Raw genomic sequence first — 15,091 nt, 5'->3', positions numbered from 1 at the left:
CGGCTGCAGAACCGCGACAGCGACCCGGTCCCGCCGCCCCGCGCCGCGGACGCCCCCGAGGCCCGCCGGCCCCGCGTTCCCGCCGTGCCGCCCCCGCTACAGCGGCTCCTCCGGCCAGTTGAGAAGCCGGGCCCCCATCGCCGCCGTCTCCAGGGTGAAGCGCTGCAGCGCGTCCGACGGGTCGTACCCGGTGAGCGCCTTGATCCGTTCCAGCCGGTAGCCGAGCGTGCGCACGCTCAGTCCCAGCCGGCGGGCCGCCTCCGCGTTCACGTACGCCGCCTCCGCCTGCACCGCGATGGTCTCCAGCAGCGGACGGGCGCCGCCCCGTGCCTCGCTCAGCGGGCCCAGCACGCTGCGCACCAGGTCGGCCATCGCGGCCCGGTCGCGCATCAGCACTGGGAACACCAGCAGTTCCTCGGCCTTCAGTTGGCGTGCCGGGAGGTCCAGCCGGCTCGCGTAGTCCAGTGCGTCCAGGGCCTCCTCGTAGCTGCGCAGGACCCCGCTCGCCCCCGAGTGCCGGCGCCCGGTCGCCACCCGCAGCACCGGGCGGTAGCCGGGGCCGGGGCGCAGCGTCAGGTCCGCGAACGCCTCCAGCACGGCCCGCTCGGAGTCCGGGGCGATGCACACCAGCCGGCCGTCCTTGCTGGCCAGCAGGACGTCCCGTTCGCCGAACCGCCCCACCAGTTCCCGTTCCACCCGGTTGACGAGCGGGTGGACGTCGGCGAACGGCTGGTCGCCCACCGCGACGGCCACCGTGTAGGCGCCTGCGAGCCGCAACCCGAACCGCTCCGCGCGCTCGGCCAGCAGGCCGAGGTCCGCCCGGCCGTACAGCAGGTCGTCGATGAACTCCCGCCGGGCCGCCTCCTCCTGGCGGACCGCCATGCGCTGCGCGCGCTCGTGCCCCTCGCCGAGTGCGGCGAGCGCGGCGTCGGCGGCGGTCAGCACGGCGTCGCCCATCCGCCGCAGCTCGCCGACGGCGCTCGCGGCGGTGATGCCCGGCAGCGTCTGCCAGGCCCGCCGGGTGGCCGACAGGCAGTGCGAGACCAGCTCGCGCAGCCCGTACCCGGCCTCGGCGCTGTGCTCGCCCAGTGCGCGCAGGCGGTCCAACTCGTCGCGGCGCAGCAGTCTCCCGGTGCGGGAGACGTCGGCCAGCAGTGTGAGGTACACCTCGGCCAGTTCGGCCGGTACGTCGTGCGCCATCCCTTCGGACATCGCCGTGCTTCGCCCCCCGTGACACCTGATGATCCGGCATGATCCGGCGCGGAACCCTAGCAGGATCCATACGGCCCGAACCGTTGCGGGGTGGGCTCCCGGTCTGCTGCCGCCGGAGCCGCGGCCAGGGCCGACGGACGTGCCGGAGAGCGGACGCGCCGCCGTTCCCGACCCCGTCGCTCCCGCGGACCCCGCCACCCCGAACCCGCCGTTCCCGCGGACCCCGCCACCCCGAACCCGCCGTTCCCGCGAACCGCGCCACCCCGACCCCGCCGCTCCCGCGGACCCCGCCGCCCCGACCCCGCCGCTCCCGCGGACCCCGCCGCCCCGACCCCGCCGCTCCCGCGGACCCCGCCGCCCCGACCCCCGCTCGGGGCCCCGCCTCACCGCTCCCGCCACCGCCTCCGTCAGGGCTCGCGGAAGTGCAGCACGAAACGGGCGCTGCTGCCGTCGATCCGCCGCCGTACGTAGAGCGCCGGCGCGCCGTCCGGGGTGCAGCTGACGCCCTCGCGGACCAGCAGGGCGGTGCCCGGCGGGACGCCCAGCAGCTCGGCGTCGGTGAGGTCCGCGCCGACCGCCCCGAAGGCCCGCCAGTCGTACTCCAGCTTCACCCCGGCGGCCCGGGCGAGGTCCAGCACGAGGTTCCCGGGCCGTCCGGGGCGCACCAGGTCGGCCGGGAGCGGGCCGAACGGCACCCAGTAGCTGCACGCGGCGCGGGGCCGCCCGCCGAGGCGGATGACGGTGTCCACCCGGGACAGTTCGGCAGTGCCGCGCCCCAGCTGCCGGGCTGCCTCCTCGTCCTCCGCCGAGCCGGCCACCGGCGGGGCGCCCAGCACGAACTCGCCGTCGCCGCCCGGCGCGTCGGGCAGCGCGGTGTGCACGCTGCCCAGGTCGAACCGCTGGCTGCGCGGGTCGACCGCGATCGACACGCGGACGGCGGGCGGGCGGACGAAGGTGCCCACGCCCCGCCGGATCTCCACCACGGCGGCGCGCTCCAGCTCCGCGACCGCCTGCCGGACGGTCAGCCGGTTCACCCCGAACTCGGTGCTCAGCTCGGGCTCGCTCGGCAGCCGGGCGCCGGCCGGGTAGGTGCCGGCGTCGATCCGCTCCTGGAGGCGCCGGGCCAGCCGGCGGTAGAGCGGGGTATCGGGAGGGTTCGTCGCCATACGCCCGATCCTACGAAGCCTCCCTCCGTTCGACGGGACTCGTGCGCGGGAGTGGGATGGAGGGGTGTCGCGGTCCGCGTCGGCTTGCCCGGCACCCCGGGGAGGGGCTAGACATCTAGACGTCTAGATGTCCTGCTCTTCCCTCGTCCGGCTCCACCCGAAAGGCCCGCGCATGTCCCTGGTCAACTTCCGCGACCCCGCCGTCCTCAGCGACCCCGACGGCCGGCGGATCCGCCCCGGGGTGCTGTTCCGCTCCGCGCAGCCCTTCCCGGCCGCCGACGAGGCCACCGTCGCCCAGCTGCGCGGCTGCGACATCCGCACCGTCGTCGACCTGCGCGACACCCGCGAGACCGACCCCGCCGACTGGGCCGCCGCCGAGGCCGCCGGGATAGCCGTCGTCGCCGCCCCGGTGAACCCCGCCACCGACGGCCTCACCGAGCGGATGCGCACCATGGCCACCGCCGCCGACCTCGGCGACTGGTACGTGCTCCTCGCCGAGTCCGCCCCCGGGGCCGTCGCCGCCGCCGTCGAGGCCGCCGCCCGCCCGGGCGCCGTCCTGCTCCACTGCGCCGCCGGCAAGGACCGCACCGGCCTGCTGACCGCCCTGCTGCTGGACCTCCTCGGCGTGCCCGCCGAGCGGATCGTGGCCGACTACGCCCGCACCGCCGACGCCCTCCCGCAGATCTTCGCCGGCCTCGCCGAACGCCACCGCACCGCGCTCAACGACCGGAAGGCCCGCGTCACCGACTCGGCCGGCCGTGAACTCGCCATCCCCGCACCGCTGCTGGAGGCCCCGGCCGAGGCGATGGCCGTCTTCCTCGACCGCGTCCGCACCCGTCACGGGGGCGCCGAAGCCTTCCTCCCCGCCTGCGGCGTGCCCACCGCCACCCTCGCCGCCTTCCGGGCCAAGGCGGCCGTCGTGACCGTCTGACGACGCCGGCCCGGGGCCGGGGACGCCGCACGGCGCTGCCCCCGTCCCGGGCCTGCGCCCGACCCTGGCCCTGCCCCGGCGTACGTTCGGGCCCTTCCTTGCCCGGCCTGCGCCCCCGTCCGCGGCCCGGACCCCGCCGCCGCGAAGGGACCCCCGACGCCGGCCCCGGCGCCCCGGCGGCAAATCCCGTTGCGGCGGCGCCCGCCCCGCTGGCAGCCTGCGATCCACCCGCACGGGGGCGAGGGGGACAGGAACCGATGACCGCGCTGCGCGAGATCCGCGCCGACTTCGACGACCGGACGATCGTGCTGTACCAGGCGTACGCGCCCGCCGTCGCCGAACCGGCGCTGGCTGCCGGGCGCTTCGTACCGCCGTTCTCCTTCGGGCGGATGACCTGGATCAAGCCGTCGTTCCGCTGGCTGATGCACCGCAGCAACTGGGCGCAGAAGCCGGGCCAGACCCGGGTGCTGGCCGTCCGGATCACCCGCGAGGGCTGGGAGGAGGCGCTCGCCCGGGCGGTGCCGACCACCGCGGACCCGGCCGGACTCGGGCGCGCCGAGGTGCACGTGCAGTGGGATCCGGAGCGGACGCTGCGCGGGGCCGCTCTCAACCACTACAGCATCCAGGTGGGCGTCGGCCGCTCGCTGATCCGCACCTTCGCCGAGGAGTGGGTCACCGGCATCACCGACCTCACGCCGCGGGTGCACCGGATCGCCGCGCTGGTCCGCACCGGGCAGTCGGCGAGGGCCCAGCGCCTCCTGCCGCCCGAGCGGCCGTACCCGGCACCCGCCGCGCTCGCCGCCCGCATCGGCCTCGGCTGACGGCGTACGGCGGACGTCTGACGGCTGACGGCCGACGTCCGGCCACCCGATCGTCAGCAGTCCGGCCCGCTCGGCCTGGCCTCGCCGCCCCGCCCGCCGGCCCCGGGCAGCACCGCCACCGCGAGCAGCGGGAACACCGCCGCCAGCCCGTACGCCCAGCCGTACCCCGCGGCCCCGATCAGCGCGCCGGCCGTCGGCGCCACCCCGGCCGCGACGGCGTTCTGCACGGTGGTGTGCACCCCGAGCGCCCGGCCCGCCCAGGCGCCGCCCGCGTACTCGGCGACGGCGGTGAAGGACAGGCCGTTGGTCGATACCGTCAGCACCCCGGCGGCCATCAGCGCCGCCGTGGCGGCCGCCGAGTGCGCGAGCGCCCCGGTGGCGAGTGCGGCCAGGACGGCCGCCGCGGTGAGCGCCAGCCGCCGCATCGGGCCGGTGCGGCTGCCGGCCAGGTCGGACCACCGCCCGGCCGCGAGCCGTGCGCCCGCCCCGGCCACCTGCACGCCGGCCAGCAGCGGACCGGCCGTCGACGGGGACCAGCCGCGTTCGTCGACCAGGAAGACCAGGGCGAAGACCGACACGGTGAACTGAGGCACCACCAGCAGCGTGGCCGCCCCGTGCAGCCTCCACAGGACCGGGGTGCGGTACGGATTGGCCGCCCGGCCGCCGGCGCCCGGTCCGGGCCGCGCGGGATCGCGGACCACCGCCGCGACCAGCAGCGCCGAGGCCGTGCTCAGCGCCCCGAGGACCGCGAGCGCCGTGGCCCGTCCGTGCGCGGCCAGCGGCGGCAGCAGCAGGGCGGCCAGCGCGACGCCCAGCGGCAGCGAGGTCTGCCGCAGGCCCATCGCGAGGCCGCGCTGCCGGGCCGGGAACCAGCCGAGGATCAGCCGCCCGCTCGACGCGTGGGCGGAGGCCCCGGCCGCGCCCGCCAGCAGGAAGCACGCGCCGAGGGCGACCGTCCCGTGCACCGTCGTCGCGGCCAGCAGCACCAGCCCGCCGAGGCCGAGGCCGGAGGCCAGGACCCACCGCTCGCCCCACCGGTCCGCGGCCGCGCCCCAGGCGGTGAGCGTCAGGACCAGCCCGGCGGTCGGGCAGGCGGCCAGCAGCCCGGCCTGCGACAGGGAGAGGCCCTCGTCGCGCAGGGCGGGGATCAGGTAGGGCAGGCCGAACTGGAACGCGCAGCCGGAGATCATCGCGACCATGCCGACGGCGAGCACGATCCACCGCTGCCGGCCGTCCTGGTCGTCTCCCATGCGTCGCAGCTCATCAGAGGGACGGGCGATCCGGCAGGTGTGTCTACCAGTTGGACGGGGCGGCGGACCGGCCCGCCGGCGACCACCCCGCTCCGCCCGTCACGCCGACCGCTCGCCGAGCCGCCGTGGCGGCTCCACACCGCCCCGTCAGGGCTGCCGCACCAGGACCGCGACGCAGACCGCGCGCCGCTGCCGTACCGAGACCGCACGCCGCCCCGTCACGGTTGCTCCGCGATCTCCCCGATCCGCATGATCCGGCCGTGCGAGTCCAGCACCACGTCGTACGCGTTCCCGTAGCAGCCCTCGGTGCTCCCCGGGTCCCGCTCGCCCAGGCACTCCTCCAGGTGGCCGAGCACCTCCTCCAGCCGCACCGGCTTCGTCGGGTCGACGTTCGGCCGGTCCACCAGGCTGGCCTCGACCCCCGCCGACGCGAAGCCGTAGCGGGCCGGTTCGCCGGAGGCCTCGTAGCGGGCCTCGTCGCAGAGGTAGCGCGCGGGCTGGGCGACGACCTCCGTGCCCTCCACGGCGACGACCACCAGGACGGTGTGGCCCGGGCGTTCGGTCGGGGTCGGGGTGGCGCACTCGACGACCGGCGCGGGGGAGGTGTCCATGGTGGGCTCGGGGCCGCCGAGGTCCCCGTCCTGGTCGTCCTCGTCGTCGTACGCGCCGTCCGCGACGGCGGCGGCCGAGGCGGCGGCCACGGTGGGCGCCGAGTCGGCGGGGGTGCAGGCGGAGAGGGTCGCGGCTGCGGCGGAACAGGTCAACAGGGCGGCGAGGAGGGTTCGGTGCACGGCCATGGCACTAGTGTCTCCGAGCGGCGGGCGGACGTCGTCACCCAGATCTCACGCCCGGTGCACGGGGCGTGGTTCCCGCCCCCGCCGGACGTGCGGATCCGGCGGGGGCGGGGGTCTCAGGGGGTGGGGGTCTCGGGGGCGGGGTCTCGGGAGGCGGGCGCCTCAGGGCGGGGGCGGGGACGCGGCCACCGCCCCGGGCCGGCCCGCGGCCGGCCTCAGCGCACCGGCTCGGCCACCGGCCGCGGCACCTCGTACGCCTCGCGCACCCGGGCCTGCGCCCCGGCCCCGGCCCCGAGGTGGTCGAGCCCCAGCAGCGCGGCGCCCAGCACCGGCGGTGCGACGACGACCCGCGGACGGGCCAGCGGGGCCGCCCGCGCCAGCCGGGCCGTCAGGTTGTCCAGCAGCAGCGGCTGCCGGGAGGCGAGTACTCCGCCGCCGAGGACCACCGGGGCCGGGCTGTCGAGCAGGTCGAGCCGCCCGAGCGCCACCACGGCCAGCCGGACGATCTCGTCGGCCTGCCGGTCGATCAGCTCCAGCGCGACGGCGTCCCCGTCCCGGGCGACCTCGAACAGCACCCGGACGATCTCGTGCAGCCGGTCGGGCGGCAGCTGGCCGAGGTGGACGGCCTCGGCCACGGCGCCGGCGCTGGGCAGCCCGAAGTGCGCGGCGATGGCGGGGGCGAGCGCGGTGGGCCCGCCGCGCCCGTCCTCGGCGCGCACGGCGTGCCACATGCTGGTGGCGGCGAGGCCGGAGCCGCCGCCCCAGTCGCCGGTGAGCTCGCCGAGGGCGGGGAAGCGGGCGGTGCGGCCGTCGGGCAGCAGGCCGACGCAGTTGATGCCTGCGCCGCAGACCACGGCGACGCCGCGCGGGCCGTCGGTGCCGGCCCGCAGCAGGCCGAAGGTGTCGTTGACGACGGTGTTGCTGGCGCCCCAGGGGTGGGCCTCCAGCGCCCTGCGCAGGCCCTCCTCCTCGACCGGCAGGTCGGCGTTGGCGAGGCAGGCGCTGACGTGGCTGGTGAGGACGCCGTTCCAGGACGGGTGGCCGGCCGCGGCGGCGGCCTCCCGCACGAGCGGGGCGAGGCCCGCGACGGCTGCGGCGCCGCCGATCCGCTGGGGTGCGAAGCCGCCGCCGCGGGCGGTGCCGCGGACGGTGCCGTCGAGCCCGATCAGGGCGACGTCGGTCTTCGAGTTGCCGGCGTCGATGGCGAGGACGCCGGGCAGGAGTGGTTCGGGCTGGTGGGTCATCAGGTCCCCGCGGCTCGTACGTGGCCCGGCCGTGGTCGTCGGCCGGGGGTGCCCGGCCGTGTACCGGCCGGGGTGGTCGGTCTCCTCGCACCGCCCGGCCCGCGACACCTTCGTCTCGCGGGCCGGGCCGTCTCCGGGGCGTCAGGCCCAGGCGAGGTGCTCGCGGTTGTGGGCGAGCAGCCGATCGGTGAGCCGGTCGGCGAGTTCGATCTGGCCGACCAGCGGGTGGGCGAGCAGGGCGTCGAAGACCCGGTCGCGGCCGCCGTGCAGGGCGGCGTCGAGGGCGAGGTGCTCGTAGGCGGTGACGGCGGCGACGAGGCCGGCGTAGAGCGGTTCGAGCGGGCGCTGGGGCAGCGGGCGGACGCCGTCGGGGCCGACCTCGGCGGGCACCTCGACGACGGCGTCGTCGGGCAGGAACGGCAGCACGCCGTCGTTGCGGGTGTTGACGACCTGGACGGACGTCCCGCCGTCGGTGCCCAGCAGGGCGGCGATGAGCTGCACGGCGGCCTCGGAATAGAAGGCGCCGCCGCGCTGGCCGAGCAGCTCGGGCTTGGTGTCGAGGGCCGGGTCGGCGTACATCTCCAGCAGCCGGCGCTCGATCTCGGCGACCTGGGCGGCCCGCGAGCCCTGGGCCCGCAGTTCCTCGACGACCGCGTCGTGCTGGTAGAAGTACCGCAGGTAGTACGAGGGGACGACGCCGAGGCGTTCCACCAGGGGCTGCGGCAGGTGGAGGTCCGCGGCGATCTCCTTACCGAAGCCGCGGAGCAGTTCGGGCAGCACCTCGCGCCCGCCGGCCGCGCCCGGCGCGTCGAGCAGGGTGACCCCGCGCTCCCAGGTCAGGTGGTTGAGCCCGACGTGGTCCAGCCGGATCAGCTCCGGGGCGACGCCCAGGTGCGCCGCGAACTTGCGCTGGAAGCCGATGGCGACGTTGCACAGGCCGACGGCCTTGTGGCCTGCGCCCTGCAGGGCGCGGGTGACGATGCCGACGGGGTTGGTGAAGTCGACGATCCAGGCGTCCGGGTTGGTCCGGCGGACCTCCTCGGCGATGTCCAGGACCACCGGGACGGTGCGCAGGGCCTTGGCGAGCCCGCCCGCGCCGGTGGTCTCCTGCCCGACGCAGCCGCACTCCAGCGGCCAGGTCTCGTCCCGGTCGCGGGCGGCCTGGCCGCCGACGCGCAGCTGCAGCAGCACCGCGTCGGCGTCGGCGACGCCCGTCCCGACGTCGGTGGTGGTGGTGACGGTGGCCCGGTGGCCCTGCTTGGCGAAGATCCGCCGGGCGAGGCCGCCGATGAGCTCCAGCCGTTCGGCGGCCGGGTCGATCAGGACGAGTTCGCCGATCGGGAGGGTGTCGCGCAGCCGGGCGAAGCCGTCGATCAGCTCCGGGGTGTACGTCGAACCGCCGCCGACGATGGCCAGCTTGAGCGCGGACTTGCGTGCGGACATCAGCCCTTGACCCCTGTCAGTGTCACGCCTTCGATGAAGGCCTTCTGTGCGAAGAAGAAGAGGACGATCACCGGCGCCATCACCAGCAGGGTGGCGGCCATGGTGAGGTTCCAGTTGGTGTGGTGGGCGCCCTTGAAGGACTCCAGGCCGTAGGAGAGGGTCCAGGCGTCGTGGTTGTTGCTGGCGTAGATCTGCGGGCCGAAGTAGTCGTTCCAGCAGTAGAAGAACTGGAACAGCGCGACGGCGGCGATGGCCGGTCTGGCCATCGGCAGGACGACCCTGAGCAGGGTGCGCAGGTCGCCGCAGCCGTCGATCCGGGCGGCCTCGATGTACTCCTTGGGGATGGTCAGCAGGAACTGGCGCAGCAGGAAGATCGAGAAGGCGTCGCCGAAGGCCATCGGGATGACCAGCGGCCAGAGCGAGCCGCCGAGGCCGAGCTGCTTGGCCCAGAACAGGTACATCGGGATGACGGTGACCTGCGGCGGGAGCATCATCATGGCGATGACGGCCATCAGGGCGAGGTTGCGGCCGCGGAAGCGGAACTTGGCGAGCGCGTAGGCGACCGGCAGGCTGGAGACGACGGTCAGCAGGGTGCCGAGGCCGGCGTAGAGCAGGGTGTTGCGCCACCAGGTGAGGAAGCCGGGCGTCTCCCAGACCTTGCCGTAGTTGCCCCACTCCCAGGAGGTGGGCCAGTAGTCGGTGGTGAGCGCCTGCTGGTCGGTCATCACCGAGGTGAGGAAGGCGAAGACGAACGGCAGCAGGAAGAACAGGGCGGCGGCGATGGCCAGGGAGTGCACGGCGACCCAGTTGAGCAGGGCGCGGCGCCGGGCGGCCCGGGCGGCGGCCGTGCCGGGGGCGCGGGGGGTGCCGGCCGGGGAGGGCGCCTGGGTGAGCGTGGAGCTGAGAGTCATGATCGGGTCCTCACTGGTCCGCCGGGTCCGTCGATTGCTGCCGGCGAGCGCTGGGGCTTGTCTGACGATCCCTAGTCATCGCTCGCCGTGAAGCCGGAGTTGCGGCGGAGCAGGACCGAGGTGACGGCCATCGAGATGGCGAACAGCACCAGGGCGACGACGCACGCCGCGCCGTAGTTGAAGCGCTGGAAGCCGAGGTTGTAGACCATCTGCGGCAGGGTCCAGGTGGAGCCCTGCGGGAACCCGGGTTCGAACTGCTGGCCCGAGTTGCCCGCGATGCCGCCGGCGACCTTCCCGGCGACGATCGCCTGGGTGTAGTACTGCATGGTCTGGATGACGCCGGTGACCACCGCGAACATGATGATCGGGGAGATGTTCGGCAGCGTGACGTACCGGAACCGCTGGACGGGGCCGGCACCGTCCAGTTCGGCCGCCTCGTACTGCTCCCTGGGGACGTCGAGCAGGGAGGCCATGAAGATGACCATCAGGTCGCCGATGCCCCACATGGCGAGCATGGTGAGCGCGGGCTTGGACCAGTTCGGGTCGGCGAACCACCCGGGCTGCGGCAGCCCCAGCTCCCCGAGGAAGTGGTTGACCGGGCCGGTGCCGGGGTTGAGCAGGAAGGCGAAGGCGACGGTGGCGGCCACCGGCGGTGCCAGGTAGGGCAGGTAGAAGGCGGTGCGGAAGAAGCCGACACCGGTCTTGACCTTGGTGATCAGCAGTCCGATGCCGAGGCCGAAGGCGACCCGCAGGCCCACCATGACGACGACCAGCCACAGGGTGTTGCGCAGGCCCTGCCAGAACGCCGGGAGGTCGTTGAAGACGTAGTCCCAGTTCTGCAGGCCGTTCGGGGTGGGGGCGCCGAAGCCGTTGTACTTGGTGAAGGAGAAGTAGACGGTGGAGATCAGCGGGTAGAGGAAGAAGACCGCGAAGCCGATCAGCCAGGGGGAGAGGAAGGCGAGGGTGCGGGCCGCCTCCCGGCGGCGCTTCCGGCGCAGCAGGTGCTGCGTGGAGGGCGCCGCCGGGTCGGTGGGGCCGGTGCCCTTGCGGGTGCCGAGCGCGAGTGACATGGGAGCTCCGTGGGCGGTGCTGCTACTTGGCCTGGGCGATGGCCGAGTCGATCTCCTTGGCGGTGGCGGCCAGGCCGGCCTGGAGGTCGGCCTGCTTGCCGGACTCGTGGGCGTACCCGAGGTTCTGCAGGGAGACGATGTAGCCGCCGCCGTTGACGCTCGCCGGGGTGGTGCCCGAGCCGGGGTTCTTGGCGATGTCCAGGAAGGTCTTGAAGTTCGGGTCGCTGATCAGCTTCGGCGAGTTGAGCGCGTCGAAGGTGCTCGGCACGTTGTGGATGGCGTTGGCGAAGTTGACGACCGCGTCGGTGTCGGTGGTCAGGTACTTGACCAGCTCCCAGGCGGCGGCCTGCTTCTTGCTGCCGCTGGCGATGCCGATGATGGTGCCGGTCTGGTAGCCGCGGCCGTAGGTGGCGGCCTGGTCGTCCGGGACGGGGAACGGCGCGGTGGCCCAGTCGAAGTCGGGCTTGTTCTCGGCGAGCGAGGCGGTGCGCCACTCGCCGTCGATGGCCATCGCGACCTGGCCGGTGTGGAAGGGGTTCTTGGCGCTGAACTCCTCGCCGAAGGCGGAGCGGTACTTCTCCAGCTTGTCGTAGCCGCCGAGCTTGTCGACCAGGCCCTTCTGCCAGGTGAGCATCGCGCCGACCTTGGGGTCGGAGGCGATGGTGGACTTGCCCGCGGCGTCGAAGTACGTCGGGCCGTACTGGCCGAGGAAGTGCTCGGTGGTGGACTCGTAGCCGTGGTAGAGCGGCATGAACCCGAGCTGCTTGTAGCCGTCGCCGTCGGCGACGGTCAGCTTGGCGGCCGCGTCGGCGAACTCGCTGAAGGTCTTCGGCGGAGCGGTGATGCCGGCGGCGGCGAAGGCCTTCTTGTTGTAGTAGAGGCCGAAGGCGTCGCCGAGCAGCGGCAGGGAGCACTGGTTGCCCTGGAACTGCGTGTAGTCGAGCATCGCGGCCGGGAAGGTCTTGGCGGCGTCGATGCCGCTCTTGGCCAGGAGGGGCTTGAGGTCGGCGAAGGCCTTGGTCGAACAGAACATGCCGACGTTGTTGGTGGTGAAGGAGGAGACCACGTCGGGCGCGTCGTCGCCGCCGGCCCGCAGGGCCTGGTTGACCTTGTCGTCGGCGATGTTGCCGACGGCCTTGACGTGGATGTTGGGGTGGGCCTTCTCGAAGGCGGCGATGTTGTCGTTGATCGCCTTCACCTCGTTGTCCTGGCTCCAGCCGTGCCAGAAGGTGATGGTGACGTCCTTGCCGCTGGCCGAGTCGTCGTTGCCGCCCGCGTCGTTGCTGCCGGTGCAGGCGGTGGCGAGCAGGGCCAGGACGGCACCGCCGGTGACGGCGGCGAGCGTGCGGCGGCCTCTGCGGGAGGTGGTGGGGTGCACTTCGAGGTCCTCCTGGGGGTGCGCGGGCAGGCGTCATTGCCTCTGGTCCCGCGTTCGGGGGTTGGGGAGAGGTGGGTGCAGGGGGGCGTTCGGGGGGCAACGGGTGCGCAGGCGTCGGTGGGTGGGCGTCCGGGGGCGGCGTCGGTGGGCGGTGTCAGTGGGTGGTGAAGACCGCCTCGCGGGCGTCGGCCAGAGCGCGTTGCAGCGCGCCGAGCAGGACGGGCGAGTCGGGCAGGGCGCTGCTGCGGACTTCGGGCCGGGCGATGGAGAGCCGGGCGAGCTCGTCCTCGACGAGCGCGCGCAGGCGTTCCCCGCCCGCGCTGGGCACCGCGCCGGAGAGGACCACCAGCTGGGGGTCGACGACGGCGACGATGACGGTCAGCCCGACGGCGAGCCGGCCGGCCAGCTCGGTGAGGAACGCGTCGCCGGCGCCCGGGGTCTCCAGGGCCTTGGCGATCGACTCCTCGGCGGTGGGTGCGCCGAGTCCGTGCTCGCGGGCGAGGGCGCGGACGGCGGGTGCGCCGACCAGGGCCTGGAACCCGCCGAACTTGCGGCGGCGCGCGTCCCACTCGACCGGTGAGCCGGGCACCGGCATGTAGCCGACCTCCCCGGCGCCGCCGGTGAATCCGCGGTGCAGCCGGCCGGCGATGACGATCGCGGCGCCGGTGCCCGCGCCGGCCCAGAGCAGGACGAAGTCCTCGGAGCCCCGGGCCGCGCCGGAGGCCTGTTCGGCGACGGCGGCGAGGTTCACGTCGTTCTCGATCGACACCGGCGCGCCGATCGCCGCGGAGAGCTCCTCGACCAGGTGCGGCGAGTGCCAGCCGGGCAGGTGGGAGGCGTAGCGCAGCTTGCCGGTGACGGGGTCGGGGGCGCCGCCGACGCCGATCGCGGCGGTGCGCAGGCAGTCCTCGGGGAGCCCGGCGGCCCGGACGGCGGCGGCGACGGCGGCGGCCACGGTGGCGACGGTCTCGGCGGCGGGCACGCCCTTGGTGGGCACGGTGTGCTCGGCGAGCGTGGTGCCGGTGATGTCGGCGACGGCGACCCGGATCCCGCTGTTGGTGACGTCGACGCCGGCGACGTGCGCGGCGGCCGGGTTCACCTGGTACAGCTGCGCGTTGGGGCCGGGGCCGCCGGCGGTGGTGCCGACCGGCAGGACCAGCCCGGCGGCCTCCAGCCGGGCCAGCAGCTGGGAGGCGGTGGGCTTCGACAGGCCGGTCAGGGTGCCGATCTGGGTGCGGGAGAGCGGGCCGTTCGCCAGCAGCAGTTCGAGGGCGGCGCGGTCGTTGATGGCGCGCAGCAGGCTGGGGGTGCCGGCGAGGGGGGCCTTGGCCGTGGTCTTGGTCACCCGCGAATCCTCCTCTTCCGGCTGGTCGGGCGCGCTCCCGGGTGGCTCCCGCGGGGGCTTCGCGCGAACTGTTAGGAAACTTTCCAGTCGCTTGGGAAGGACCGTACGGTTCCCGTCAGCGGGGTGTCAATGGCCCGCGGGCCGGAGGATGCCGAAGCGTTACCGGACAGCACGGAGCCCCGCCCCACCGCCGGGGAACGCGTGCGGTGGAACGGGGCTCGGGGCTCCGGTCCGGCCGTCGGAGGCCGGGGGCGTGCCGCTAGTCGCCGGACTTCGGCATCGGTATCGCCTCGGCCGCCTTGAACCGGGCCGAGTTCGGATCGCTGAGCGCCGACGGCGGGGCCGGCTCGGAGGCCGGCGCGATCACCACACCGGTGGCCGGGGGTACTGCGGCGGCGGCCGCTGCGGCCGCTGCGGCCGCCGTCGGGGTCTCCTCCTTGACCTTGATCCCGGCCTGGTCGAAGGCGGTCTTGAGGCGCTGGCGCAGCGCCCGGGAGACCACCGACGACTTGCCCGGCGCCGTGCGGGCCTCGATCCGGACCATCACCGAGTCCGCCGCGACCGACTCCAGGCCGAGGATCGACACCGGCGCCCAGATCAGCTCGTCGTACGGAGCCTCCTTGGACAGCGACTCGGCGGCCTCCCGGATCAGGTCCTCGACCCGCAGCAGGTCCTCCTTGTACCCGACCTGGACGTCCACCGAGGCCGTCGACCAGCCCTGGCTCATGTTGGCGATCCGCTTGACCTCGCCGTTGCGGATGTACCAGATCTCGCCGTTCGCGCCGCGCAGCTTGGTCACCCGCAGGCCGACCTCCAGGACCGTGCCGGTGGCCACCCCGGTGTCGATCTCGTCGCCGACGCCGTACTGGTCCTCCATGATCATGAAGACCCCGGAGAGGAAGTCCGTCACCAGGTTGCGCGCGCCGAAACCGATCGCCACACCGGCCACACCGGCGCTCGCCAGCAGCGGGGCCAGGTTCACGCCCAGCGCGGACAGCACCATCAGCGCGGCCGTGCCCAGGATCGTGAACGAGGCCACGCTGCGCAGCACCGAGCCGATCGCCTCCGAGCGCTGCTGGCGCCGCTCCGGGTTCACCACCCCGGTGTTCGCCAGCAGCCCGCCGAGCCGGCTCTCCTCCTGGTGCTCGTGGGAGCGCGCCATCCTGGCTATCAACTGGGTGATCAGCTTGCGCACCACGGCCCGCAGCACCAGGGCCAGCAGCACGATGAAGACGATCCGCACCCCGCCGGCCAGCCAGCCCTGCCAGTGCGTGTCGAACCAGCTGGCGGCCTGCTTGGTGGTGTCGCTGACCTCCTGCGCGCTGGTCGGGATTCTCAGGTCCAGCTGCGGCAGCTGCGGCGCGGTCGGGCTGGGGGCCGGCGTCGGGGTGGTGAGCGTCGAGGACGCGTCGGCGGGGCCGGTGGCGCCGGAGCGGAACACGTGCGGGACCTTCCTGCAGGGGGCGTGGCGGGCCCGCGCCGCGGCACGCGGCCCGCGGACCGTCCGGCTTAGCCTAGCCGCCACC

The 15,091-nt window shown here is 74.7% G+C and carries 13 protein-coding genes; 2 read left to right on the top strand and 11 right to left on the bottom strand.

Annotated elements, in window-relative coordinates; translation table 11 throughout:
• Nucleotides 1-96: 96 nt before the first annotated feature.
• On the bottom strand, nt 97-1,212 hold the full coding sequence (locus tag AB0N04_RS20165) for a helix-turn-helix domain-containing protein (RefSeq protein ID WP_360215885.1): 1,116 nt from the start codon (nt 1,210-1,212) through the stop codon (nt 97-99).
• A 407-nt stretch (nt 1,213-1,619) separates the two neighbouring features.
• Entirely contained in the window at nt 1,620-2,378 is a 759-nt protein-coding gene (locus AB0N04_RS20160; protein WP_360215882.1) for a GntR family transcriptional regulator, read from the bottom strand.
• Between the two features lie 172 nt (nt 2,379-2,550).
• Between AB0N04_RS20160 and AB0N04_RS20155 the strand changes: the two genes are divergently transcribed.
• Nucleotides 2,551-3,309 (top strand): tyrosine-protein phosphatase, encoded by a 759-nt coding sequence (locus tag AB0N04_RS20155; RefSeq protein WP_360215879.1) that lies wholly within the window; start codon nt 2,551-2,553, stop codon nt 3,307-3,309.
• 257 nt (nt 3,310-3,566) lie between these two features.
• Nucleotides 3,567-4,130, top strand: a complete 564-nt coding sequence (locus tag AB0N04_RS20150; protein WP_360215876.1) for a DUF4291 domain-containing protein — start codon at nt 3,567-3,569, stop codon at nt 4,128-4,130.
• Between the two features lie 53 nt (nt 4,131-4,183).
• Here the strand turns inward: AB0N04_RS20150 and AB0N04_RS20145 are convergent, their stop codons facing one another.
• The 9 genes from AB0N04_RS20145 to AB0N04_RS20105 all read right to left on the bottom strand — a co-directional run bounded on the left by AB0N04_RS20145 (nt 4,184) and on the right by AB0N04_RS20105 (nt 15,006).
• A complete protein-coding gene (locus AB0N04_RS20145; RefSeq protein ID WP_360215873.1) occupies nt 4,184-5,380 on the bottom strand; it encodes an MFS transporter in 1,197 nt (398 codons plus the stop codon).
• Nucleotides 5,381-5,598: 218 nt separating this feature from the next.
• Complete coding sequence (locus tag AB0N04_RS20140; protein WP_360215870.1) at nt 5,599-6,177, bottom strand: hypothetical protein; 579 nt, start codon at nt 6,175-6,177, stop codon at nt 5,599-5,601.
• 212 nt (nt 6,178-6,389) lie between these two features.
• Nucleotides 6,390-7,418 carry a BadF/BadG/BcrA/BcrD ATPase family protein gene (locus AB0N04_RS20135; RefSeq protein WP_360215867.1) on the bottom strand — a complete coding sequence of 343 codons (1,029 nt, stop codon included), beginning with the start codon at nt 7,416-7,418 and terminating at the stop codon, nt 6,390-6,392.
• Between the two features lie 141 nt (nt 7,419-7,559).
• Nucleotides 7,560-8,861 carry a 6-phospho-beta-glucosidase gene (locus AB0N04_RS20130; protein ID WP_360215865.1) on the bottom strand — a complete coding sequence of 434 codons (1,302 nt, stop codon included), beginning with the start codon at nt 8,859-8,861 and terminating at the stop codon, nt 7,560-7,562.
• The gene (locus tag AB0N04_RS20125; RefSeq protein WP_360215862.1) at nt 8,861-9,772 is read right to left on the bottom strand and encodes a carbohydrate ABC transporter permease; all 912 of its coding nucleotides are present in this window, start codon (nt 9,770-9,772) and stop codon (nt 8,861-8,863) included. Before AB0N04_RS20125 ends, AB0N04_RS20130 begins: the two co-directional genes overlap by 1 nt.
• 71 nt (nt 9,773-9,843) lie before the next feature.
• Nucleotides 9,844-10,842: a sugar ABC transporter permease gene (locus AB0N04_RS20120; protein ID WP_360215859.1), complete on the bottom strand. Its 999-nt coding sequence runs from the start codon at nt 10,840-10,842 to the stop codon at nt 9,844-9,846.
• Between the two features lie 22 nt (nt 10,843-10,864).
• Nucleotides 10,865-12,220, bottom strand: coding sequence for an ABC transporter substrate-binding protein (locus AB0N04_RS20115; protein ID WP_360215856.1), 1,356 nt, complete (start codon nt 12,218-12,220; stop codon nt 10,865-10,867).
• 154 nt (nt 12,221-12,374) lie between these two features.
• Nucleotides 12,375-13,565, bottom strand: coding sequence for an ROK family transcriptional regulator (locus AB0N04_RS20110; protein WP_360215853.1), 1,191 nt, complete (start codon nt 13,563-13,565; stop codon nt 12,375-12,377).
• A gap of 259 nt (nt 13,566-13,824) precedes the next feature.
• Nucleotides 13,825-15,006, bottom strand: coding sequence for a mechanosensitive ion channel family protein (locus tag AB0N04_RS20105; RefSeq protein WP_360215850.1), 1,182 nt, complete (start codon nt 15,004-15,006; stop codon nt 13,825-13,827).
• Nucleotides 15,007-15,091: the final 85 nt, after the last annotated feature.

The sequence above is a fragment of the Kitasatospora sp. NPDC051702 genome, from assembly GCF_040681575.1.
GTDB lineage: Bacteria > Actinomycetota > Actinomycetes > Streptomycetales > Streptomycetaceae > Kitasatospora.
This window is presented reverse-complemented; position numbering and strand designations above follow the sequence as displayed.